The organism is Pseudomonas sp. MWU12-2345, from assembly GCF_023242385.1.
In the GTDB taxonomy this organism is placed as follows: domain Bacteria; phylum Pseudomonadota; class Gammaproteobacteria; order Pseudomonadales; family Pseudomonadaceae; genus Aquipseudomonas; species Aquipseudomonas gingeri_D.
In genome coordinates, this window is the sequence record NZ_JALLJA010000004.1 from 227,017 (window position 1) to 249,169 (window position 22,153).

At 57.1% G+C, this 22,153-nt stretch carries 20 protein-coding genes; 1 reads left to right on the forward strand and 19 read right to left on the reverse strand.

The window, feature by feature from the left end:
* Position 1: 1 nt before the first annotated feature.
* Genes M5C71_RS11340 through M5C71_RS11365 form a run of 6 tightly spaced genes read right to left on the reverse strand, consistent with a single transcriptional unit; the run spans position 2 to position 7,625 of the window.
* Positions 2–1,093: a type II secretion system F family protein gene (locus M5C71_RS11340; protein ID WP_248767862.1), complete on the reverse strand. Its 1,092-nt coding sequence runs from the start codon at positions 1,091–1,093 to the stop codon at positions 2–4.
* On the reverse strand, positions 1,083–2,723 hold the full coding sequence (locus M5C71_RS11345) for an ATPase, T2SS/T4P/T4SS family (RefSeq protein ID WP_248767863.1): 1,641 nt from the start codon (positions 2,721–2,723) through the stop codon (positions 1,083–1,085). The genes M5C71_RS11340 and M5C71_RS11345 overlap by 11 nt, the downstream gene beginning before the upstream one ends.
* Positions 2,724–2,735: 12 nt before the next feature.
* The gene (pilP, locus tag M5C71_RS11350) at positions 2,736–3,323 is read right to left on the reverse strand and encodes a type IV pilus biogenesis protein PilP (RefSeq protein WP_248767864.1); all 588 of its coding nucleotides are present in this window, start codon (positions 3,321–3,323) and stop codon (positions 2,736–2,738) included.
* Positions 3,313–4,641 carry a type 4b pilus protein PilO2 gene (gene pilO2 / locus M5C71_RS11355; RefSeq protein ID WP_248767865.1) on the reverse strand — a complete coding sequence of 443 codons (1,329 nt, stop codon included), beginning with the start codon at positions 4,639–4,641 and terminating at the stop codon, positions 3,313–3,315. The genes pilP and pilO2 overlap by 11 nt, the downstream gene beginning before the upstream one ends.
* Before the next feature lie 3 nt (positions 4,642–4,644).
* The gene (locus M5C71_RS11360) at positions 4,645–6,447 is read right to left on the reverse strand and encodes a PilN family type IVB pilus formation outer membrane protein (protein ID WP_248767866.1); all 1,803 of its coding nucleotides are present in this window, start codon (positions 6,445–6,447) and stop codon (positions 4,645–4,647) included.
* A 2-nt stretch (positions 6,448–6,449) separates the two neighbouring features.
* On the reverse strand, positions 6,450–7,625 hold the full coding sequence (locus M5C71_RS11365) for a TcpQ domain-containing protein (protein WP_248767867.1): 1,176 nt from the start codon (positions 7,623–7,625) through the stop codon (positions 6,450–6,452).
* A 155-nt stretch (positions 7,626–7,780) separates the two neighbouring features.
* On the opposite strand from M5C71_RS11365, the gene M5C71_RS11370 reads away from it, so the two are divergent.
* Positions 7,781–8,515, forward strand: coding sequence for a DUF6710 family protein (locus tag M5C71_RS11370; protein WP_248767868.1), 735 nt, complete (start codon positions 7,781–7,783; stop codon positions 8,513–8,515).
* A 99-nt stretch (positions 8,516–8,614) separates the two neighbouring features.
* Here M5C71_RS11370 and M5C71_RS11375 read toward each other — a convergent pair whose 3' ends face one another.
* The 13 genes from M5C71_RS11375 to M5C71_RS11435 form a co-directional block, all read right to left on the reverse strand.
* A complete protein-coding gene (locus tag M5C71_RS11375) occupies positions 8,615–9,010 on the reverse strand; it encodes a hypothetical protein (protein WP_248767869.1) in 396 nt (131 codons plus the stop codon).
* A 115-nt stretch (positions 9,011–9,125) separates the two neighbouring features.
* Positions 9,126–11,081, reverse strand: coding sequence for a DEAD/DEAH box helicase (locus M5C71_RS11380; RefSeq protein ID WP_248767870.1), 1,956 nt, complete (start codon positions 11,079–11,081; stop codon positions 9,126–9,128).
* 243 nt (positions 11,082–11,324) lie between these two features.
* Positions 11,325–12,221 carry an abortive infection family protein gene (locus M5C71_RS11385; RefSeq protein ID WP_248767871.1) on the reverse strand — a complete coding sequence of 299 codons (897 nt, stop codon included), beginning with the start codon at positions 12,219–12,221 and terminating at the stop codon, positions 11,325–11,327.
* Between the two features lie 171 nt (positions 12,222–12,392).
* Complete coding sequence (gene topA / locus M5C71_RS11390; RefSeq protein ID WP_248767872.1) at positions 12,393–14,297, reverse strand: type I DNA topoisomerase; 1,905 nt, start codon at positions 14,295–14,297, stop codon at positions 12,393–12,395.
* A 98-nt stretch (positions 14,298–14,395) separates the two neighbouring features.
* Complete coding sequence (locus tag M5C71_RS11395) at positions 14,396–14,593, reverse strand: CrpP family ICE-associated protein (RefSeq protein WP_248767873.1); 198 nt, start codon at positions 14,591–14,593, stop codon at positions 14,396–14,398.
* Between the two features lie 169 nt (positions 14,594–14,762).
* Entirely contained in the window at positions 14,763–15,197 is a 435-nt protein-coding gene (locus M5C71_RS11400) for a hypothetical protein (RefSeq protein ID WP_248767874.1), read from the reverse strand.
* A 96-nt stretch (positions 15,198–15,293) separates the two neighbouring features.
* Complete coding sequence (locus M5C71_RS11405) at positions 15,294–15,779, reverse strand: single-stranded DNA-binding protein (protein WP_248767875.1); 486 nt, start codon at positions 15,777–15,779, stop codon at positions 15,294–15,296.
* Between the two features lie 15 nt (positions 15,780–15,794).
* On the reverse strand, positions 15,795–16,340 hold the full coding sequence (locus M5C71_RS11410) for a DUF3158 family protein (RefSeq protein ID WP_248767876.1): 546 nt from the start codon (positions 16,338–16,340) through the stop codon (positions 15,795–15,797).
* The gene (locus M5C71_RS11415) at positions 16,340–17,065 is read right to left on the reverse strand and encodes a PFL_4669 family integrating conjugative element protein (RefSeq protein WP_248767877.1); all 726 of its coding nucleotides are present in this window, start codon (positions 17,063–17,065) and stop codon (positions 16,340–16,342) included. The genes M5C71_RS11410 and M5C71_RS11415 overlap by 1 nt, the downstream gene beginning before the upstream one ends.
* 1,051 nt (positions 17,066–18,116) lie before the next feature.
* A complete protein-coding gene (locus M5C71_RS11420) occupies positions 18,117–19,430 on the reverse strand; it encodes an STY4528 family pathogenicity island replication protein (RefSeq protein WP_248767878.1) in 1,314 nt (437 codons plus the stop codon).
* Positions 19,427–20,134: a DUF2857 domain-containing protein gene (locus tag M5C71_RS11425; protein WP_248767879.1), complete on the reverse strand. Its 708-nt coding sequence runs from the start codon at positions 20,132–20,134 to the stop codon at positions 19,427–19,429. The genes M5C71_RS11420 and M5C71_RS11425 overlap by 4 nt, the downstream gene beginning before the upstream one ends.
* Positions 20,135–20,159: 25 nt before the next feature.
* A complete protein-coding gene (locus tag M5C71_RS11430) occupies positions 20,160–21,914 on the reverse strand; it encodes a ParB family protein (RefSeq protein WP_248767880.1) in 1,755 nt (584 codons plus the stop codon).
* Positions 21,911–22,144: an Arc family DNA-binding protein gene (locus M5C71_RS11435; RefSeq protein WP_177146692.1), complete on the reverse strand. Its 234-nt coding sequence runs from the start codon at positions 22,142–22,144 to the stop codon at positions 21,911–21,913. Before M5C71_RS11435 ends, M5C71_RS11430 begins: the two co-directional genes overlap by 4 nt.
* Positions 22,145–22,153: the final 9 nt, after the last annotated feature.

Sequence of the window (22,153 nt, forward strand, 5' to 3'; positions counted from 1 at the left end):
ATCAGCGTTGAATTGTGTTGGTGATGTCGGCTTGCATGCTGTACGTCCCGAGCATGACCAGGATCATCAGCACGCCGATGGCTACGGACGAAATTAGGAGCAGACCTTTGGAGTACCTCTCGACGTTCTTGAGCGAGTTGTCCAGCCAGCGGTTGCTGAAGCGGTGAATGGCTTCTGAGAAGCCCTTGCGGGTAGCAAGAACGCAGAGAAATTGCACCGCCTGCTTGTCGGGAAAGTCGTGGCCGGCCAGTTTCAAGGCCATGCCGAAGTTCTTGCCCATGCGGACGCCGTAGCGCGCGGCAGCCAGTCGCTCGCGCAGCCAGGGCTTAGCATTGAGCTTCAGAGCGTCCAGCGCATCGATCTGGTTGACGTTCGATCGCAGCATCACCGAGATGTTGAGCAAGAAGGTCGAACCGTGGAGGGCTTTGTAGATCGACCACGGGGGAAAGCGCTCCAGGCGTACGCGTATAGGCCCGCGGAAGTAAGGCAAGGTCGCAATTGAGGTGACAACGAACAGCACGAAGCCGATCAGCGTCACCAGGCCCCAGTTGTTGACGAAGGTCGAGATCGAATACAGCAGGGCTGGGATACCGCTCCACGCTTCCGGGTCTGATCTACGAGCCATGGCCGGGACCATTTTGGTGGCTATGATGTGCAACAGGTAGGCCATCAATGCCCAAAGCAATGCCGGGTAGAGCGACGAAGATAGAACCAGGGACATGATTTTTTGCCTGGCCTCGATGACGCGCACACAGTCGGAAAACGCCTGCAGCAGGTTGCCTGACTTCTCGCCGGCGGCGATGATCGCAACCTCTTGGTACGGCATCCAGGACTGGCTGGCGTCGGCCAGTTTCTTGCCGTTACTGACACTCAAACTCATTGCTGAGCAGGCCAGGGCGATCGGGTGATTCGGACGCTTGCCCCCGTCGCTATAGACATTGCTGACTTCGACCAGCCCTTCGTTGATGCTGACTCCGTTCTCGAGCAGAGCGACCATGCTCTCGTAAAACTGGATACGTTCCTTGCCCCCGAACTGCTTGCTGTACCAGAACTCGGACAGCATCGACCAGTAATCGACGATGCTAGCCAACATGCCTTTGCTCCAGGATGTAGTTATCGAAGTCGAGAGGGCCGACGATGGTTTCCGCTATGCGGGGATCGATTAGACCAGCACGGACCTTGATCAGTGTGTGGGCTGTCTTGGTTATGCCCCCCATCTGCTGAACCCAGTAATTTCGAGCCTCACCGGCACCTTTTTCGCGGAAGACCTTCATAAAACCGTGAGTGCTGACCAGGACTTCTGCTACCGCGGTTCGGGTAGTGAAGCCGAGCATCCGGCAGTGTTTGCAGCCGTCACCTTGCAGATAGATTTCTTCGATCTTTGTCAGCAGATGCAGGCGAGCCACCAGGTCGGAGTCCAGTTCGTCCAGGTGGTCCTTCGCCGGCTTGCGGCAGTGTTCGCAGAGCACGGGAAGGAGCGACTGATTCACTATTCCGGTCAGTAGCGCAGGGTCCGTGACGAGGCTGATGTCCATGCCCATGTCGATAAGACGTTGTAGCGAAGCGACGGCGTTGTTGGTGTGCAATGTTGACAACACCAGGTGGCCAGTGAGACCGCCCGAGAAAGCGGCGATGCAGGAAGCCAGGTCTCGGACCTCGCCGTACATGAGGATGTCTGGATCCAGGCGTAGGGAGTTGGCGATGGCTTGCTCCCAGGTTTCCTCGGGGCTTTTGGGCGATTGGTTGGCCAGCAATGGGTACTCGGGTGGATCCTCGACTGTCAGGATGTGTCGGGTGCCACGGGTCTCATTGGACAGTAGGTTAATGTTGACCTGCAGCGTTTTTGACTTGCCGGATCCGGTTGGACCGGTGATGAAGTTGACGCCGTAGGGCAGGCGACACAGACGCCGGATTTGCCCGATCTGCACGGGTAAGAAGCCCAGGTCTTTCAGCGTCTGCTTGGACTTATCATCGGAAAGCAGTCGCAACACCATGAGCGGTCCATCGACCAGTGGCCTGGTGGACACGCGGGCTCCGAACAGGCCCAACTGTTCGACGAACTTGCGGCTCACGCGCGCGTCCTGGCTGATCTCCGGTTGGTAGTGTTCCTTGGCGACGTCGCACATGCTGTTGTAAAGCGAGGAGCAGAGCTCAATCCCCTTGGAACTCGGGATCTCGCCGGCATTGGTGAGCAGACCGTGCACTCGGAAGGCGATGCGAGTGATCTCATGACCGACCACGAAGTGAATATCACTGGCGCCGGCTTTGTGAGCCCGGCCCATCAGGGCAATCACTTCCTGTTGTCGTTGGGTGCTGCTCGAGGCGGAGGTCGGAGATTCATCGACAAGCGACTGTGCCTGGTAGATCGCCAGGATCTCGCTCATGCTCGACGGAATGACTTCGAAGTTGACGTCGGCCCGCTCAAGACGATCCATGAGCCCCATCACGTAGTGGTCCGTGAGATGTTGCGTGGAAACGTACAGGTACCCGTCATCGGTCAATGCGCAGAGCTGACGCAGCTCGGGCTTTATCTCCCAGGACTCTCCTACGGCTGTAAGGACTCGCCCAACCGCGATGGGGAAGTCATCCGCCAATTCCTGGTTGATTGCTTGAGCCTCCGGACCTGCCAGTGTCAGGAGCTGTGCTGAGGCAGCACCGAGATCGAGAGCGTGGGCGTCGGCAGTCGGTACCGGAGCGATCTGCTGCTGTGACAGTGTCGTCATGGTGAAAGAGCCTCAACGTTGACCGGAAAGGGTGACAGGAGAGGGTTGTGCCATTGGGAATCCTGTTCCTGGTAGCCCTGAAACAGGCATGCGGCCTGAATCGAAGCTGGCCGATGGCGCTCTGGAAGAGAAGCCCAGTGGATAGCGTTTCCCCGCACGAGAGAGGACCACGTTATCCAGGCTGATGCTTTCCAGCTTGTAGCCACCGGGTAGATCTTGACCACCGATCGCGTCGACTTCGTAACCGCCGCTGTAGAGCAACGTGGCACGTAGTGATCGACTGGAACCGGACACCAGCTTCACAACCGGAAGTTGTTCCCCTGAGCCCGAACCGAGTTGATCGGGGGCAAAGGGACGTGGCTGGTAGGCCGTAGCTGGCGATGCACTGGTCTGTGGGTTATCCCCGTCGATAGATCGAATGGCCTTGGCCCGATCGGCCTTTGCCTTGTACAAGAAGGTCTCGCTTTGCACGGCTGAGAGCTCTCCCACGGTGATGCCGGCGGAAGTGGATGCAGAGGGCGGGCTTTCTGATGCCTGGCTCATCCCCGACAAACAGGTGATGGCCAACAGCGCTGGCAGGAATATGTATTTAGTTTGCATAGAGGTCTCCAGTCACCGACCAGGTCAGTTGGTCGTTCTGCAGTTGTGTCTTGATTTCGCGTAAGCGAACCCCGGTACCCGGTGCGTTTCGCAGGGCAATGGCAGGCGGCAGTGGGCTGCTGAATTGCAGTTCGAAATGCTTCCACTTGGGGAGAGGCGCCGCCGGTGGGGCTTTACCGCCTGGGAGAGTTGCAGGCGCGGGTGCCTGCACTGGTAGTTCTTTAAGCGTCGGCTCCAGGCCTTGGCCATGCAACCAGGAGGTCATGAGTGCCAGTGCTTCACTCGCCTCGAGCAGTGGCTCGTCGCCGGCGAGATCCAGCTTCAGACTGACCTTCACCGCGGCACTGTTGCCGCCATCGAAGAAAGCTGGTTCATCGGCGTAGTGGCCACGTGTGGCCGCGATAAACCCGTTGGCGGTGCTGTTACCGGTGCGTTTGAACGTGGCAGAGACCAGCTCTCCATCACATTGGGCTGAGGTGAATATCCAGCCCTCAATGCTTGGAGGAATTTGATCAATGGAACCGTTGCATCCCGCGATGAAGTCCGCGATACCAGGCCGCTTTGCCCAGGGATGTTCCAGCGCCTGCAGCGTTTGCTGCTGATTGGCGCGTGCATTCAGCGCTTCGAGCTCTGCCTGGTGCTGCTTTTCAAGGGCGATGGCTGCCTCCCGGGCTAGGCGCATTTTATGCGCCTCCCATTGTTGCCAACCAATAAGGGCACCAATGACCAGTGCCCCAACCAGTGATAGGCGAATCAACTCGCTCCTGGATAACCCGAAGGTCAGGGGGCGTAACCGGTATTCTCGACGCAGATTCCGCGGCTGGAGCAGTGATTCAACGTCAAAGGGTTCGCCTCCGCGCCCGAACTCTGGGGGGAGGTAGGTATCTTTGAAGGCGATCGTGCTGCTGAGCATCTGGGCGACTTTGCGCTGGATATCCTCAGCGGTACCGACCTGGTCACAACCAGGAAGAACGGCGCCCTGGTCGACCGCGACCAGAGCGTACCGATCCTCCTCCAGTGATACACGCCATGCAGCGATCCATGAGTCGCCCAGTTGGCCCGCCAGCGTCGAGGCGAGTGAGTACATGCCTTTCACGGCGCCGGCACTGTTGGAAACGAATCCGGCTTGGATGATCGATTGGGTGGCCCGGATGGCCACAATATCCATCTCCTCATCTCGTCCGAACTGGCGGGCCTCGCGCATGTAGCCGGTCAGACTGCCCAAGGGGTGCCACAACAGACCGGTGACAAACGAATTGCCGTGGTAAGGCAGGACCTGGACTTTCGCCAGCTTGGTGGATGTTGCTGAAATAGCCATGGGTTACGCGACCCACGTAGTGATCGCGGGCGACAAGGCAGCGATTCGACTGAAGACTTCGTCGTTCACGGCCTGACCCAACAGAATCGGTGTGATCAGCACCACCAGGACACTGTGAGTCGAGGTCCGAACCTGTGAGCCACCGAGACCAAAGAACCCCGGGCTTTCGACGCCGCTCTTGGTGGCGTCTTCGCTCAATTCGTCAAAGCCGGACAGGATCAGCGTTTGCCCGCTGCGGAGCTTGACCTTGGGGCTGAGGCTCTTTGCGTCATAATCGGGGGTTTGTACGCTGGATCCGTTGCTGGTGAATGGCGTCAGTGTGGGTTTGGAGGTCATGTTGATCGAGATCATGACCAGCAAATCATCATCTTTGATAACTCGTGGCAGCAGAGTCATGTTGAAGCCTGAGGTGATACTGCCTGCGTTCAGGCTCGTGCTCGAACCCACGGTGGCCGTGGTCGTGGTCGAACTGGAGGGGATATACCCCTTGACGTTGCCGATCTGGATCGGCGCCGGTTGCAAATTGAGCGTAGTGACAGAGGGAGACCGGACGTTGGAGACGCGGCCTTGCTCCGACAAGGCCTGGATGATCGCGGTCGAGCCGGCCCATGCCGAGTTGGATGAGTCGACGATCCCGACTGAACCGGACACAGCATTGCTGCTGATGCCAGTCACCGTATTTTTGAGTGATAGCCCAAACTTGTTGGAGAGTGACTTGTAGACCGCAGACCAGTTCAGACCGAGTTGATCCTGGTCGGTCAACGTGACTTCGAACACCTTCACATTGAACAGGACCTGACGTGTGATTTCAGTGTTGGTCTTATTCAGGTAGGCCTCGACGCGGGCCAATACATCTGGTCGATCGGTAACCGTGAGGGTGCCGGTCGACGGCGCAAGGTACAATCGCCCTTGTGGTGACTGGCTGAGCATCGACCGAACGTTGTTCTGGATATCGTTGAGGATCGAGGTGTTGAGCGTGACCTTGGTGCTTTGATTGCTACCCGATTCGCCGCTGGCTCCCGCGGTGGTACCAGTACCACCATTGCCGGTCGATCCGGTACCCAAGGTAGTGGTCATACCTGACTTCACAGTGGTTTCGATTTCCTGCTTGTCACCGAAGGCGTAGATGTCGAAGACCTTGGTTTCGAAGTAGTTGACGCGAACGGCACGCTCGATCGTCGAGTAGTGCCAAGAAAGGCCCAGGCGGGAGGTCACCAAATCCAGTAGGGCCGAAATGCGGCCAGTGAACTTGATGCCGCTGACGGTGGTTGGTATGGAGATTCCCGACAGATCCATGCCACGGGAACTCGCTACCCCTAGCTGGCTCGGACCAGGCGTCAAACCTGCTGGAAAGAGGCCGGCAAGGCTTTCGGAGTTTGCGGGGTTCGGTGTGGAGGCGACAGCAGGCCCCTGTTGTTGGCTGGCCCCGGCAGTCATGGCGTTCAGCCCAGGGTTGACCGCTTCAGGGGATACCAGCACAGGTAAACCACACTCGTTGGTTATGAACTGCGCCACGTCGTTGATGGTTACGCTGCCACCGGGCCGGAATGCGCGTTCACAGTCGAGCGCTGCGGGGAGGCCGCGCTTGGCCGCGACAGGTTGGGTGGAAACCCAGGGCTTGTCGCTGAAGATTACTGTCTCGCGTTTTGGCTCCGGCTGCTGGTTGCGCGCAAAAGCGGCGTATCCAGCGGCCTCGGCTCCAGCTTGCTCGGCCCGTTGAGATGATTCAGTCACCCGCTGGAGTGAGCAACTGGTGCAGAGAAGCAATGCGATGGCTACACCGCTCATCCTGAAGAACGACTTCATCACTACTTCCTCTCTGTCACGTAAAGGATCTGCTGGCTTGAGCTGGAGCTTGAATTGCCATTGACGATGAAGCTGCGAGGCGCACCGTCGTACAGCGGAAAAATCTGGGAAATCGCTTCAGCGAAGGTGCCTTTGAAGTTCAGGGATGCCTCGATTGGGTAATCGAGGTCTTCCTGAGGCCAGATCAATTGCCACCCGGCTCGTTTGCACCAGTCCGCGATGGTCTGATGCAGGGTGCTGCCAACTGGCGCAGTCCAGCTCATGGGTTGAGGGGCTGGTTCAGGGGCGCGCACAGGGTGGGCTGGTTCAGGGCGCGCAACAGCGGCGACTGTCGATGCGGATATCGGCGCTGCGAGCGTTTTTGCCGCAGGAGCAGTTTGGGCGACTGCTGTCGCCGGCTTGCTCTGCGATGTAGGGCCATCCTTGGCGGGTACCACTGGGGTGGTGACAGGTTGGGACATTGCTCCGGAGATCGGGGGCGCAGTCGAAATAGGTGCTGGAGATGCTGTGATGGCTGGTTGTGCCGGTACCGCAGCTACGGTGACTGCGCCGCTGGTGATTGAACTGGCAGCCAGGTCCTTGCTTACTGGAGGGACCTGGGTAACTGCCCTCGATCCTACCGACAGTTCCCCGTTCTGTTTGGCGACGAGGGTGGTGGCAACGCGAGGCAACTCTGGCAGTTGATAGCCTGGGCGCAGGACATAGCAGACCTGACGATTCACTTCATCGACCTTCACCTGCCAGGCTGGACCTGCCAGCACCTGTAGGGTGTTGCGCAAGGTCATGGGGCCGAGCTTGTACTGCGCCGCTGGCAGTGGTCGGGTGTATAGGATATTGACGTGGCCGGTGTCGGGGGAGCACAGCGAATAACCTGAGCGATCCACGACGTACTGCATGGCGTCGCGAACATTTGGGTGCATGTTGGCCGGAATGTTCACGTCGATGATCTGGGCCATGAGGTCGCGCTGGCCAGAGTCGGGCAGGGTGCTGACGAGGGTGTAGCGACCGTAGCGAACGACCGGCTCCTTTTCAGGAACGGCACCGCTGGGGTAGAGGTCTGGCGCGAGCATGTCCGGATTGCGGCTGCTATCGAACGCTGGCTTGGGCGCCGGCGCCGTCTGGGTTGTGCAGCTTGCGACGAGCGCGAGCAGGGAGAGTGTGGTGAAGTGCCTGATCATGTGCCGAGAGGCCCCCTTTGATGATGGGGGACACGTTGGCAGGCAAGGTGCTATGACGCAGTAGAAAATAGATACTCCAACAGCGTCCTAATTTGTTTGGGCGTTTCGTGTGCTTCTATTTCGTGGCAGCTATGGGTTCATTTGGAGGGGTGGTTGTGCAGGAGCGAATTAAGAAAGTGGTGTTGGATATAATCGGTAAAGGCGAGCCATCGGCACACTCAAAATTCGAGTCATTAATGAGGTGGGCAGATAAGCTTTTTGCGCAGCGCAACGTGGAAGGGCTACGAGACTTAATCAAGATCGTGTTACGGCCGGTTCAGGCCAAACATATGAGCGATGCGTACTTGACGTGTGCCAATGGCGCCATAGATGGGCTTGGTTGGGTTGATGCGTTGAACATCACCGGTGAAATCGACGCTCTACAGAGCACTTTTCTCAAATACGTATGCGAGCAGGGAGTGGTTTCTTCGATAGCAGGGGCGGAGAGCTTGAACCTGGCGAGTGACATCGTGTTGCCAACTGTCTGGCACTCATCCAGCGTGGTGCAAATGCTTGGTCAAATCGGGAGAGGGCTTGAGTGTGGCGCTTTCGAGCAATCGGAGAATCACCAAGTGACGTATATGCATCCCTTGTGCATCGGTTGGGTGACAGGAGGGAACCACTCCATCAGCCAAGCCATTGTTCGTGGGGACGGATCAGTCAAGCCTTCGGAGTACCTGGACGTGTCGGCTGTGGTTCAAGCTGTGCGATTTGATGGGACTCAGTGGCGCTGCATAGCTTCCGGTCGCTCTTTGGGGCGACCTCAATACGTTGAGTTTGGCTGGGTCTGGGAGTTGGGGCGAATGATCTCCGACTTGAGTCCTGACGTCGCTGTCGGTTCCCGAAATTAGTGCGGAGTCGCTGAACTGTAGAAAATGCCGCATTTTTTGCGGTTACCGAAGTAGATGCGAGCATTTTCACCATCAACCGCGACCAAATGCTCAGAAGGGTCAATCCCAATCTTCATCATCTGCGGTGGTCAAGTTGACCGCCGTTGACGGGGCCACGATCCCTTTTTTCCGCATTTTCGCGATGAATGCAGGGCCATCCCCTGTGAGATGACTCCCGTCATCAAATTGACCCAGCGCTGATGTTCCTGCTGTTAAGGGCTCACAGAAGGCTTCCTTGTGGATCTCAAGGCAGCGCTGACCAATACCAAGTCGTTTGCACGCTTCCAGAGCGAGGTGGGTAATGTGATAGTAAGCAGAACCGTCGCCGTCTTCTCTGTATTCGAGGCGGATCTTGCCGAGGTTCTTGCCATCCCTCGTTACCGAGATGTCCTCCCCTTCATCATCTATGGTGATGGTGTAGATCTTTCCATCTGCAGCGTAGAATTCGCGGTCCATTGTTGCCCTCTTCATTGGTTTTGTCGTGCATTCGTGAGTACAGACCCGTGGGTCGGGCATGCGCTTTCTGTCCTTTATAAATGAGGTCTAGGGAAGCACACTTCAAGTCTAAAGCTCATAGCATGCATACCAGCTCTGCACGAATCCCTGCAGCCATGTCAGGCTCAATCAGATCCTGCGTTAGCTGTCGCTTATCGAGCAGCATCTGCCACAGCATCTGGTCAATGGTGTTCTCCACGAGAGGGATTTTCACCACGACCAATCGAAGCTGGCCGTTACGATATGCTCGATCTTCGGCTTGGTCCTGCATACCAGGTGTCCAGGGCAGCCCGAGGAACATGACGTAGTTCGCGGCCGTCAGATTGTTTCCGGTACCGGCGGCGGATGTCGTTGCGGCGAAGACTCTGGTATCGGGATCTCCTTGGAATTTGTCGATCGCTTTCTGCCGCTTGGTGACGGAGTCGCTCCCCACTACGGTGACGCAGCCATAGCCGGCCTCCTCGCACTGAGCACGTAAAGTCCCGACCGTGTCCTTGAACTCGCAGAACAGAATCACCTTGTCCTCGATGTCGAGCTCGGAAACCAGCTCCATCACAATCCGGACTTTCACTTGCTCCAGCAATTGACGCAGTGAGCCCAGCCTGGCCAGGCTGGGCCTGTCTTCAAGGCGAATCCGATCATATTCCTTCCGCTCTTCGACGGAGAGCTCGACCGACAGGGTCTGCCTTTGCTTGCCCTTGAGCCCGGGCAGTACGTCCTTGCGCCGGCGCAGCATCCAGTCGCCGATCGCCTCGCGCAAGTTTTTGCGAAAGTCCTGGTTGCCGGCGAACTGTTCGCAGAACTCCTTGAGCGGTAACTGACCAACCGGGTGGCCGGATAAGCGCAACAGCGTATGCAGCTCCGATTCACGGTTGAGCACCGGGGTGCCGGTAAGTAGGTAACGGTTGGATACCTTGGCGGCAATATCGAAGCCATGGCGTGTCCACGCGGCGGTCGGTTCCTTGAGCCTATGGGCCTCGTCGATGATCATCACGTTGAAGTGACTCGCCGGCAGGACAAAATCGCCGAGGCGTTCATAGTTGGTGATGACCCATTGCGCGGCTGGGTCGAAGGCCTGTAAACCAATACGGGCCTGCGGATACACCATCTGGATCTCGCGCTGCCAGTTGATGATCAGCGTCGACAGGGTGATGACCAGGATAGGACGTTCCGCGGCGCGGATCGCGGCAGCGATAACGGCCTGGCGTGTTTTCCCCAGTCCCATATCATCCGCAAGCAGGGCACTGGTGCGCTGTAGCAAGTGCTGGATGCCTGCTGGCTGATGGTCCAGAAGCGAGTAGCCCTCTAGTGCTTGAGCAATATGCTCGGCAGTGAATTCGGTTCGTTCGATCGAGGGTACAGCGGCGAGATAGATGTCAGTCGATACATCATCGTCAACCAGCTGCGCTGCGCGTTCCTGAGGCGGGCCGCCGAGGCTGATTCGAGTGATGGTTTCGGCGGGAACGACAGATCCATCGGTCAGCAGTTCCTGGACGGTATCGAGGATCTCGAATTGATCCTCTGAAAGACCCATCTCAAGGATCAGGTTGCTACGCACCAGCTCGGCGCTGGCGTCAATACGCCAGGAGCGGGACTGCCCGAGGAAGACTCCGCGCATACGCCTGGAGACTGCCACCACTCCGGGGTGGTAGTCGCCTGCCAGCAGCACTCCGCCATGGGCAAGCGGGGCGATCCGGAAGACCAGGTCCCAGGTGAAAGCTTGTCGCTCGGGCGCGCGTTGTGCAGCCTCCAGTTTTTCGCAGAAGGTCTGCCAAGTCTCACTGAATCGACTTTCGCTCAACTCCATCAGGCGGTGAAAGAGCTGATTCAGGTCTTCAAGCAACTTGCCTTTGGGTAGGCGCCAGTAGCGGTGGAGGGGGTGTTCAGAGCGGCGTATGTAGAATCCTTCCCGCTCCAGGAGTAGGCGGTTGGCTCCTTCGACGAACTGGAGTTGCAAGCCGAAGTCATACCCGTCGAACACTGCTCTGCCGAGTAGGGCGGGCGGCCGATTCATGAGACGCGGCCGGCTCATGCGTTATCCAAGACGGCAAGCTGCCGCTCGGAGTAGATCTGGAGGGTTGGATCAAGCAACGGTTGATTGGTTGTCGGTGTTTCCAGCACAGTCGCCACGCGTCATCTCCTCTGTCGACGCGCGGCACTGTCGGTCGCCAGAGGGGATGGGATCTATGGCAAATACACATTGGAGAGAGGGCGAATTTTATGTCGCTGACCACCAATTGCATAGGAAGTGACCACACCGTAGAGACACACCATTTCACCTGCCCTTTGTGAGCAAGTCAGTCTGTTTCATCGTGAAGACAGAGACGACCCCTGCAAGGTGATTCACTGTTTGTGCAAGATCGGATGTAGGTCGCACATAATCATCGGTTTTGCCATGGGATACACTTTGGGCATTTCGTATGGTTCCCACACCTAGTAGGGTGGTTCCGACACCTTGAAGCATCTGCATCGTCGCCGTATCGATCGCTGACGAATTGCGGAAAAGTCTCATAGCCATGCCGTAGAGCTTCTCGATGGCCAATTTTTCGTAATCAGTTGCACCTAACTTTTTTAGGCATTGTTTCAGCACGGTTTCTACGTGAGAACAGCTCAATGTAATGCATAGTTCTGGATCAGTGATAACCGATTTTCGGGCCTTCAACCAAGAGTCAAAAAGCGCCGGACTACGGTTGAAAAACTCATCAAGGTCCGCATCAATCTGCGCTTTTTCAGCGGTCACAAATTGAGCGAGTGACTTGACTACCGGAGCTGTTATTTCGAACTCTCTCTCAAGATTTTCACGAAGGTCTACTAGGAGGGAGTTCAGTACCTCAGGGTCGCTCACATATCTTTGCCAACTGGTTGATAAGGTATCCAACGTGTAGATCCTCCAGTATGGATTTTCCCCGCTTGGAGGAGGTAAATCTGCTACCCCAACAAACAGCTCTGTTCCGTAGAAGCCGAGATATCCTTCGGTGCTCCAAAGCGGCTCTCCTTCAGCATCAGTGACCTCATCAAAACAAATAGTCTTGCTGTTTCCGCCACAGCCAAGGCCATCTACTAACTCCACCAATTTTTGCTCAAAAGACTTCAATCCTTCGAGTAGCAAACGGTGCTCGTTTCGAACCTTGGCAGATTGAGCCGCCAGTTCCGCGAATCCATCGTCACTCATAATCTTCTCCATCACCGGGGCATACGACGGAGGTTTTACAGGACGACTCCCCTCTGCTCAATGTCTTCACACTCACCAACCGTGTGATTGTGGTCCACTCACTACCAATGTGCGCGCATGTCTGTGCAATTTCGCAGAAGGGGCGGAGCGATTGCTGGCCCCTGTGGCGACTCACAACCCCCGTGGTTTTTTGAAGTCGGGCTTGCCATTCAGCGTGGGGTAGCTGACCTGGCAACCGCTTGCTTTGTACGCGCTACAACCCCAGAAGTCATAACCGCCGTCCCCTTTCTTTTGCCGTCTCGCCAGGGGCTGGCCGCACTTGCCGCAGTTGAACGTTGCACCCGTCTGGGTAGCCCTGGGCGCCGATGCCATTGGGACGCTGGGCATGCCGCGCTGTTTCGACAGTTCGTCTTCCAGACGGCGGTGCATTCGGGCGACTACGGCGCCGTAGGTGTCCTGCCCCTGGGCGATCCTGTCCAGGTCGCGTTCCAGTTCTCGTGTGAAGTCCAGCTCCACGAAACTGAAGAACCCTTCAAGCTTGGCGATCGTCTCTTCACCTAAGGGGGCGGGCACCAGCTTGCGGCTTTTCTCCTCGATCAGGCCTTTGCTGGTGATGTTCTTCATAATCGAGGCGAAGGTGCTGGGACGCCCGATGCCGCGGCGCTCCATTTCCTTGATGAGACTGGCCTTGGTGTAGCGTGCCGGCGGCTTGGTTTTCTTCTTCTGCAATTCGCTGTTGTGCACCGACAGGATCTGCCTTGAGGAGAGTGAGGGGACCGGGTTGTCTGCTTCAGGCTCCTTTTCATCGTCGGTGTCGTCTCCCTGGAGCAGCTTCATCCAGCCGGGATAGCACAGCGTTTTACCTGTTGCCGTGAAACGCAGAGGCTTGCCGCCAGGACCGACGGCAAGGAGTTTTGCAGTTCTCACGTCGTAAATGGCGGCTTCGAGCTGGCTGGCCAGCGCACGGATCCGGATCAGTTTGTACAGTGCCCGTTCATCAGCGTCCTCACCGGCTGACTCCTCGGCCCAGTGGGTTGGGGTGATCGCCGGGTGGCCTTCCTGGGCGCCTTCGGCGGCTTTGAAGGTGCGTCGCTCATCGACGGCCTTGAGTCGAAGAGCGGCCGCTACCTGGCGAATGTCCTCCATGGCTTCGTCTGGAATATTGGGGTTGTCGGTTCGGTGGTAGGTGATGACACCCTGTTCGTACAGGCGCTGCGCGATCTGCATAGTCTTATCCGGATCCCACTTCAGGGCGTTGCTCGCCGCCTGCTGTAGAGAGGAGGAGATAAATGGGGCAGGTGGGTTGCTCTCGGACTTGCGGTTTTCACAGGACTCGACCACAACGTTGCGAGTCGCCGTGACGATCTGGGCCAGGTTGTGATCCTGAACGTAGGGGTGGTCCTTACTCGCGAAGTCCGGTACCGGTTGCCATTCAGCGTACCAAGCGATGCCCATGTCCAGGTCGATGAAGTTCAATCGAACACCGAAGTGATCGATCACTTGGAAGTTGCGAATCTCGCGTTCGCGTAGCACCACCAGGTACACGGCAGGCGATTGCACGCGCCCAGCAGAGGTCGGTTTGCCCATCAGCCTACGAAGCTCCTGGCTCACCAGGTAGCCGACTATACGGTCCAGGACTCGGCGGCATTCTTGTGATGCCACCCTGTTCAGGTCGATTTGCCGAGGGTTGGCCAAGGCTTCCTGCACGCGCTTCATCGTGATTTCGTTGAAAGTGATGCGCTTGTAGTTCGCAAGCTGCAGAACCTGTTGGAGGTGCCAACTGATGCTTTCACCTTCGCGATCCGGGTCAGTAGCCAGATAGATTTCAGTGGCTTTTTTTGCCGCGGCCTTGATTACCCCAACTGACTTGGCGCTCTTGTCCAGGATCACGTACACGGGGGCGTAGTTCTTGCGCACGCCGGTCGTGATCATTGTGTTGTCCTGGCCAGTGGCCGGGAGATCACGAATATGCCCACCACTGGCGATCACCTGCCAGTCCTCGCCTGGGCGCAGTTTCGCCATCATCGGCCGGAGCTTCTTCAGCTTGCCAGGTGCCTCGATGATCATCAGCTTCATGGGTTGCCCCCTCTCGATTATTCAGAGAGGGACTCTCGCTGCTGCGCGGGCGGAGCTTCAATGGGAAATGGTCAACCCGCGAGGGGGGCTTTCAGCGGCTAGAGGTCAAGCGTCAGCTGCTGTGCCTGGGCAAAGCCCTTTAGCCACGACGCACGCATCGCGGGGTGATGATAGGGGCAGCTGCACACCCGTAGCCCTTTCCGGGCGGCCGCAGCACCGGCAGTATGCACGGCAGCGTGGGGGTTATTGAACTGACGCCTGTCCACCGGCTTCGAAGGCGTTGATGTTTGCTCCATTGGTCGAGTTCCCCGCAGAACGGATCAATAAAACAGCAGTGTCACGATTGGGCGATTTTTCTGAGTAATAGAAAAAAATGGAATTTCAGAGCAGTAGATTGCCGAAAGTTGGGTAAATAAATCCAGAAGCTACACGAATGGCGCGATTTTTTTCAATGTAAATCGTTTGTCAGTCGGTCATGCAAACGGCCGGTTCATCCAGCCACTCAACCGTCCAGATCCAGCGAATGAAGTCCTCGGCAGATTGGCCGCTTTGCAAACGAAGCTCTTCAAGGGAACCTGTCAGATCTACGACGAATTGCTCCTTATCGTCAAAGTCGGTTCGGTACTCACTATCGATCCTGAACTCATTCAGCAGCGTGTTGAGAAAACTATAGCCTTCATAGGCATATAGATCTCTATAACCACTTCCTCTGATCAAATTCCTGTCGTTTCTCCATCCCGCAGGAATGCGTGCCGCATGCTCTGGGGACGTTGTCAAACCGTAGTAGTTCGGGGCGTTGACGTCGCTTTCATCGCAGTAACACCAGAAGATGGGACCCACAACTGGATGCTTCGCACCCACGATAACGTATCTGGTTATGTCCCTCTGATCATTGTTCATCTGCGACTCCGACTTTAAGCAATTTCTGAATGAAGTTGGGGGAGGCGATGAAGCGCCTCCCCCAGCACCGATAGCCTCACGAACGGGCCGAAATTTTTAGAACGGGATATCTGGGTCTGGATATTCGTCCGGCCCAGGTGCTGGCTGCGACTGAGGCTGCGATTGCGGTTGCGGACTCGATTGAGGGCTGCGAGGCTGTTGCGAGTTTTGATTTTGCGGAGGTGCCAGGCTCACCTCCGAAATGCGATGGGGAAGAATGGCGATTCGCGATGCCTGGATTTTCAGGGCTTCATACTCGCCGCCGTCTTTTTCCCACCGATCCATTACAGCCCGGCCCATGACCAATACCCGCATACCTTTCTGGAACAGTTTGGCGTATTGCTCCGCGTCCTTGTGCCACCACTCGACGTTAGCCCAGAACCCGCCACGGTCTTCATAGCCGCCTTTACCGTCTGGAATCGAGTTATCGAAGTAGGCGTTAATTCGCAGGAGCCTACGCGGGTCTTTGTTGCCGTTCTGGAACTCCTTGAATTCTGGAGTGGAGCCGATGTTGCCTTCCCAGCCTTGTACGGGCGTACCCATGAGTAGTCTCCGATGTTATTGGTGTTGCGATTGGTTGGTGTGCTGCTGCAGGCGGCGCATGTACACGGCCTCTGCTTGGCCCATCTTTTCGGCGCACTCGAAGGCCTGTTTGGCGATCGAGTGCAGCAAGCTCATTTGCATGTTCAGGGTGATGCGCTGCAGTTCCATGGTGTAGAGGGCATGCAGCAGCGATTCGGGTGTTCTTGAAGAGCCCATCATCTCCGCCCAGACACCGACGCCCATCCGGCGGTCCGTGACCTGTTGCCACCTGAGGAACTGGGTGCCGGCCTGAGTGTTTTGCTCGGTCAGTCGAACGGGCACGCGGGTGAAGGGATATCGCCGGGCCTGGACCAGCACTTCCTGGGCAAACGCTTTCAGCCCCGACTCCTGCTCTCGACATAGCTCGGCAAACTGGGTCAGCTCCCCCTTACCTTTAAAAGGCTTTAAAAGGCCTTTTAGTGAGGCCGCCTGTTGCAGGCGCTGGAAGGCTTCCTGTTGCAGTGGTCTGAAGGGAGTCTGTTGCAGCACTCCATCGTCGGTGTTGGTCTGGCCCACGCCCATCACTCCTCGCCAGCGTCATCGAAGTGGTCTTCCACTTCGGGTTGCTGCTGGCCGCGAATGATGGGAGGGGCGAAGTTCGACCGGCGGGTGCCTTCCAAGATGTCCTGGGGCAGCTCGTCGTAGCGCTCGTACATCTTGCGGGCTGCTTCAGCCTTGGCATTGTTCGCGGCGAAGTCATCACGAGCGGCACCGGAGAAACGATAGTTCTGGGCCAGTGCAAACAGCTTGCGTAGCACGGATGCGCCCTCGTCAATCCAGGCTTCCATATCGCGGCGCCCGACCAGCCCCACGTGCTGGGCCAGCAAGATGCGACGAACGATCTCGTCATAGGCGGTCAGCAAGTAGACCGCCTGGAATCCGATGGGGTTGGAGATGTACAGGGGAAGGCTGACAGGTTGAATCGAGAGGTTTTCGCTGATGCTGATCGCAGCCGGCAAACTGGCCATCGCCGAGTCCAGGCGCTCTTCAATGACTTTCAGCGACTCCTTGGATTCGCCGATCTTTTCCTCTAGGAGGATCAACCACCAATCTGAATAGGGGTCATCCTGTTGTGCGCCGCGGGCCATTTTGTTGACCACGTTGCAGAAGCCCGACAATCCGATGATGCCGGGTTTGAGATCGGACTTCTGGCGTCCCATCCAAATCCTGGCGGCGTGGTGCGTGTGAAGGGTGAGCTTCACATCGCTGCGCAGCGAGCCGATGTTTAGCCGGTAGGTGTCAACCATGGTGCAGTTTTTCCTTGGGGAGAGGAGTGACGTGCCCATGCTGCAATTCGGTTGTTATGGGTGCAGCAAGAAATAGATTGTCTGACGGAAGGGGATTTGTTGCGGTAGCTGCCTCTATATATAGAAGGGGTGATGCGGGCCGCATCACTTGAGCTATGCCGGGCGCATAGCTTTGATCTGGTCGGGTGATGTGGGCCACACCACTTGCTGAGGTGATTCGGGCCGAATCACCAGCTATGCGGGCCGCATAGCTTGGACCTGGTCGGGTGGTGCGGGCCGCACACCAGAGCTATGTCGGGCGCATAGCTTTGACCTTGTCGGGTGATGTGGGCCACATCCCTTGGCCGGTGGCCGGCACCGACTTCGGATCCTGGTCGGGTGGTGTGGGCCACACCACTTGGTTGGCTGCCGGCGCCGATGTCGAATCCTGATTGGGTGGTGTGGCCCACACCACTTGGTTGGCTGCCAGCGCCGATGCTGGATCCTGGCTGGGTGATGTGGGCCACATCACTTGGCCGGTGGCCGGTACCGACTTCGGATCCTGGTCGGGTGGTGTGGGCCACACCACTTGGTTGGCTGCCGGCGCCGATGTCGAATCCTGATTGGGTGGTGTGGGCCACACCACTTGGTTGGCTGCCGGCGCCGATGTCGAATCCTGGTTGGGTGGTGTGGGCCACACCACTTGGTTGGCTGCCAGCGCCGATGCTGGATCCTGGCTGGGTGATGTGGGCCACATCACTTGGCCGGTGGCTGGCACCGATTCTGGATCCTGGTCGGGTGGTGTGGCCCACACCACTTGGCCGGTGGCCGGCACTGACTTCGGATCCTGGTCGGGTGGTGTGGCCCACACCACTTGGTTGGCTGCCAGCGCCGATGCTGGATCCTGGCTGGGTGATGTGGGCCACATCACTTGGCCGGTGGCCGGCACCGACTTCGGATCCTGGTCGGGTGGTGTGGGCCACACCACTTGGTTGGCTGCCGGCGCCGATGTCGAATCCTGGCTGAGTGTTGTGGGCCACACCGCCAGGTCGCTTCTGGATTCGGGCTGAAGTCATGGATGTTTGCTCTGGCGAGGTTTCAGCAGATGTAGCATCTCGCTGAGCGTTTGATTCGCGGTCTGGATCGATTCAGGGCTACGTGGGGAGGCCACTTCCTTGGCTGGTTGGTCAAATATCTGCCTGGGGGGAGTTTCAGGCTGTGGGCCGGCATGTGGATCAGCAGGTGGGGTGTTTGCTTTGTCATCAGGGTTCCAGCTGCTGTTGAAGTCGCCACGAACGGCCATGCCGACAAGTGACAGCAAGTAACCCAAGGGGTTGTGAACCGTTCCTGAGTCACAGCGGTGTACCCAATGCCGGATGACTGCGGGTTTCAACTCGGGTGGGACCTTCTGCATGGCTTCCAAGGCTCGATGCTTTTGATCAGGTGATAGGCGATGCAGGGCTTGAAGCAAATCAGCCTCGGCTCCTCTGGCATCGGGCTGTACATGTACAGAGCTTTTACAAACAACGTTGTTTGTATCTGTATACGTACTATATGAGTTCGGATTCCGAACTGAGTGTGAACTCAGTGTTTTCCGGCTGAGTTCGGATTCCGAACTCGGGTCCGAAGCACCATTCAGCCCAGAGTTGTCACTGAGTTCGGATACCGAACTCAGTGACAACTGAGGGGGATCTTGCTGAGTTCGGATGCCGAACTCAGGCTCTCTTAGGGCTGCGTTCGTCTGCTCTTTGATCCATGACTGGCTGTTCAGACGACCTTCGATAATGTCCAGACGACTCGGTAAGCGCTGACCGGCGTCGGGATCGGCTGAAAATTCGTTCCAGGCTATTTCCGCGACCTCACGTATCACCTTGGTCGGGTGCTTCATGGACTGATTGAGCAGTTGCAGGTAATCCTTGTCGAACTCCACAGCTTCCGCCGGCGTCACAGGCTCGTCATGAAGTAAGTAGACGTTGCCTTGGACCTGTCCGCTGAGGTCATTACGAACGCGTCGGCCCAGGCTGAGCCAGCGAGTCAGGCGAAGAGTCACCAGTGCCTTGGAGATGGTTTCACGTGATGCCGGTTTCCCGGGTTGCATTCCCAGGTATGGCCTCAGTTGGTCATAGGTGGGGAACGCCGTTAGGCCGTCATCGTTGATCAGTAGGCGAAACACCTGCCAGGTGTTTCTCTCAAGCGGCGTCAGTCGGTCATCCAGAAGCAGGCGGCGAGGGACCGTCTCGTGAGGATTCCCGCTGAAGATGATGCCAGAGTAGGGGACAGAGCCTGCTATCCCGGGAGTCGCTGACTCTTTTTTCTGGAGCAAATGGGCCTCAAGATGGCCCGAAGCCGAGTCTAAAATCGTCGACAATGGAAACCGGGACTTCATAGTTCGGAGTCACCTTCCGCCGAAGTCACTACAGGTTGCTGCTGCCGTTGATGATTAGATGCTACGAGTTGGAGCTTGCGCGGGCTCCAGGAGTTTCCGTGAGCAGGCGGGTAGAGTCCCTCCTTGATCCAGGTCTGGATCCTATTCCAGATGATGGCCAAGCTCAGGTTTTCAGCGCTCTCATCTGCGTCGCTGCCCTGTGGTGAGTTCAATTCCTCGGCAACAAGCATGGCGATATCGAGCAACTGAACGCTGTCCTCCAGTTCGACGACCTGATGCTCACTCATTAGGTGGGTCCACCTGTACCAGAGCAGGGCGTCCATCTCTTCGCTGAATTCTCGCCACCGGCCTCGGCGTGCCGTTACCCCTATGATCATGCGTTGCAGAGCAACGTCCTGAGGCGATAGGCCGAAGAACTGTTGCAGCATTTGGGTCGTTGCCCCCAGACGCAAGGCACGCTCAATCATGCGTACCTCTTCATTGGAGCGCTCGGCGCCTGTAAGAAGCTTCTTCAGGATTTCCCCATCAATGGTGACGGTGCACCAGGACACGGGGGTGTTGAGCAGTAGGCTCAATACCGATGGCTGTTGGAGCTGGGCCAGTATTTCTGGCTCCAATCCCATTTCGATGCAGCGTCTCAGTTGGCCATTGCGCATGTTGTGCAGGATCTGCGACAGGATGGCTTCATTTATCGGTGACTTCATTTCGACTCCCTCCCATGATCGTCCGCTACTCGCTGTCAGTCGGTGGTGTGGTTTCAGTGAGTGACTGGATCTCCAGGTCAATTAATCTTCTGGCTAGGCGGATGACACGGAACAATTTCACCAAGGCACCATCACTCATTCGACCTGAGTCGCTTGGTTGCTGGTCTTTAGTGACTGGCCGTCCCAGCAGCAACTGGCCAAGGCCTGCCGCGAATTCGAAGTCAGCCAGTGCATCTACCTGGAGTTCGGGCTTTTGTTGGATCATGTTCAGAGCGATGGCAATCGAACCGCTCAAGGACTGGAGCAGCATCAAGGTGTGTTGGGCTGTAGCAGTGACGTCAAGCTCTTCCTCTGGATGCCGGTAGCTGAATCCAATCCCTCCTTCAACTTCGATGATTTCTCCAGGGGCTCCGACCGAACTGGAAATTTCACGGGCGAGTTGTGCGATGTGGACGCGAAGCAGATCCGGTGTGTCTATCTCTCGCTCGATGTACCAGAGGTCTGAAATCGGGTGCAGTCCGCCGGCTTGCACAGGAATCGCCACCAGTGCGTTTGCCTCGAAGTCCGGCAACTCTTCACCGTCGATTGCGGCGAGTCGTTGTTTCACCTGCTGGACGCGAGCCGAGGTCGTGACAGGGCTTGCTACGTGACCATCCAAACGGGCTTGCCGCTCCTCCGCAGACATTGGTGGAGGAGGTGTGAGCTCGACGGGTGGTTGCTTGTGTTGTTTGGGGCTCCCTGGTGATTTCGACTCTTGGGACGCAGGTGGTTCTTGTCCAGTACCTGGCGTGCTGGTGTTTTCGTTGCTTGTCAGGGGCTGCGCTACCTGCCCGGACTCTGAGCCATATAAGGTGCTCTGAGGCATTTCGAGCACAGGCGTCGAGCGGCGGAGCTGATCCTGGTTCTGGGTGATTTCCAGCAGTATTTTCTCGTAACCGAGATCGAGCGGTTTTCTGAGTTGATCAATCAACTCGTCCTGGAAGCGCTGGAACAGAAACTCTTCAGCATCGCCCTCGAATTGAGACAGTACATCTTGAAATATCGTGTCGAAGTCTAGGAGCTGTCCCTGCTCTTGGTAATTTCGCTCCCAGCAGAGTTGCGTGCTTTTTCGAAGCGCTAGTAATTTTATGATCCGGTCTACTCCGAGCCCGGAGTACAGAACCGCAGGGATTGCAGGCAGAAGATAGCGAATAGCGTCCTGCATGCGGCTGATATGAGTATGTGAGATAGGGTAACCATCAGCCCCCAGGCGACGAGAAAGCTCTCGCAAGGAAATCGACTCTCCAGACTCCTCCTCATACAGGGCTCTTGCTTTGTCTACTCCAATGGCGCGCTCAATGAACAGCAACTGACCCTGCAGATCGTTTTCAGCCAAGTGCCCGGTGAGGGAGATGATCTCCCCACGAGCAATATCCCAAGGGCGAAACAGACAGTGGAACTTGAAGAATTTTTCGTCCCCGGTCTCACGGTACAGCTCATTGAGAATCGCCAGGCGCGTGTTGCCACCATTCCGGATGCGAAACTTTTCCTCACCTGGGCGCCGGGTGACCGGGGGAGGTGTATCAAGCCCGCGGTGCCGGATCGATTCTTTGATCTCGTCATATTTCGGGTTGCGCGTCGTGCGTGGGTTGGTGTCGTACGGCAGCGTCTCATCCAACGTCAGGAGCATTGGGGTATCAACGATGGGATCGCTCATACGTTGAGCTACAGGGGCATTCTGCTGAAACGCCGGCTTCAGCAGTTGCTCCTTCATTGAGGCGATAGAAGGAGAAGGCTTCATGCTTCAGGTCCAGATTGAACGGCTGAGTTAGGGGCAGTCAGCAACTGATCGATGATTTTGTTGGCTCGTTCAAGAGCCGATTCAAGCTCGGTGAAACGCTCCAGGCGATGAATAATCTCGGAGTTCATAGAGCGAATGTTGGCTCGTGCGTTTTGTGCAATTCGGTTCCGCATCCCATCCGGAAGACGGACGACGAATTTCTCTTCAAGTTGACGTTGTTGGGCGGTCATAGCGTTCTC

Excerpts from the sequence above, each read along its gene's own strand:
- M5C71_RS11340 (WP_248767862.1), bottom strand. The coding sequence starts at position 1,093 with ATGTTGGCTAGCATCGTCGATTACTGGTCGATGCTGTCCGAGTTCTGG.
- M5C71_RS11345 (WP_248767863.1), bottom strand. The coding sequence starts at position 2,723 with ATGACGACACTGTCACAGCAGCAGATCGCTCCGGTACCGACTGCCGAC.
- pilP (WP_248767864.1), bottom strand. The coding sequence starts at position 3,323 with ATGCAAACTAAATACATATTCCTGCCAGCGCTGTTGGCCATCACCTGT.
- pilO2 (WP_248767865.1), bottom strand. The coding sequence starts at position 4,641 with ATGGCTATTTCAGCAACATCCACCAAGCTGGCGAAAGTCCAGGTCCTG.
- M5C71_RS11360 (WP_248767866.1), bottom strand. The coding sequence starts at position 6,447 with ATGAAGTCGTTCTTCAGGATGAGCGGTGTAGCCATCGCATTGCTTCTC.
- M5C71_RS11365 (WP_248767867.1), bottom strand. The coding sequence starts at position 7,625 with ATGATCAGGCACTTCACCACACTCTCCCTGCTCGCGCTCGTCGCAAGC.
- M5C71_RS11375 (WP_248767869.1), bottom strand. The coding sequence starts at position 9,010 with ATGGACCGCGAATTCTACGCTGCAGATGGAAAGATCTACACCATCACC.
- M5C71_RS11380 (WP_248767870.1), bottom strand. The coding sequence starts at position 11,081 with ATGAGCCGGCCGCGTCTCATGAATCGGCCGCCCGCCCTACTCGGCAGA.
- M5C71_RS11385 (WP_248767871.1), bottom strand. The coding sequence starts at position 12,221 with ATGAGTGACGATGGATTCGCGGAACTGGCGGCTCAATCTGCCAAGGTT.
- topA (WP_248767872.1), bottom strand. The coding sequence starts at position 14,297 with ATGAAGCTGATGATCATCGAGGCACCTGGCAAGCTGAAGAAGCTCCGG.
- M5C71_RS11395 (WP_248767873.1), bottom strand. The coding sequence starts at position 14,593 with ATGGAGCAAACATCAACGCCTTCGAAGCCGGTGGACAGGCGTCAGTTC.
- M5C71_RS11400 (WP_248767874.1), bottom strand. The coding sequence starts at position 15,197 with ATGAACAATGATCAGAGGGACATAACCAGATACGTTATCGTGGGTGCG.
- M5C71_RS11405 (WP_248767875.1), bottom strand. The coding sequence starts at position 15,779 with ATGGGTACGCCCGTACAAGGCTGGGAAGGCAACATCGGCTCCACTCCA.
- M5C71_RS11410 (WP_248767876.1), bottom strand. The coding sequence starts at position 16,340 with ATGGGCGTGGGCCAGACCAACACCGACGATGGAGTGCTGCAACAGACT.
- M5C71_RS11415 (WP_248767877.1), bottom strand. The coding sequence starts at position 17,065 with ATGGTTGACACCTACCGGCTAAACATCGGCTCGCTGCGCAGCGATGTG.
- M5C71_RS11420 (WP_248767878.1), bottom strand. The coding sequence starts at position 19,430 with ATGAAGTCCCGGTTTCCATTGTCGACGATTTTAGACTCGGCTTCGGGC.
- M5C71_RS11425 (WP_248767879.1), bottom strand. The coding sequence starts at position 20,134 with ATGAAGTCACCGATAAATGAAGCCATCCTGTCGCAGATCCTGCACAAC.
- M5C71_RS11430 (WP_248767880.1), bottom strand. The coding sequence starts at position 21,914 with ATGAAGCCTTCTCCTTCTATCGCCTCAATGAAGGAGCAACTGCTGAAG.
- M5C71_RS11435 (WP_177146692.1), bottom strand. The coding sequence starts at position 22,144 with ATGACCGCCCAACAACGTCAACTTGAAGAGAAATTCGTCGTCCGTCTT.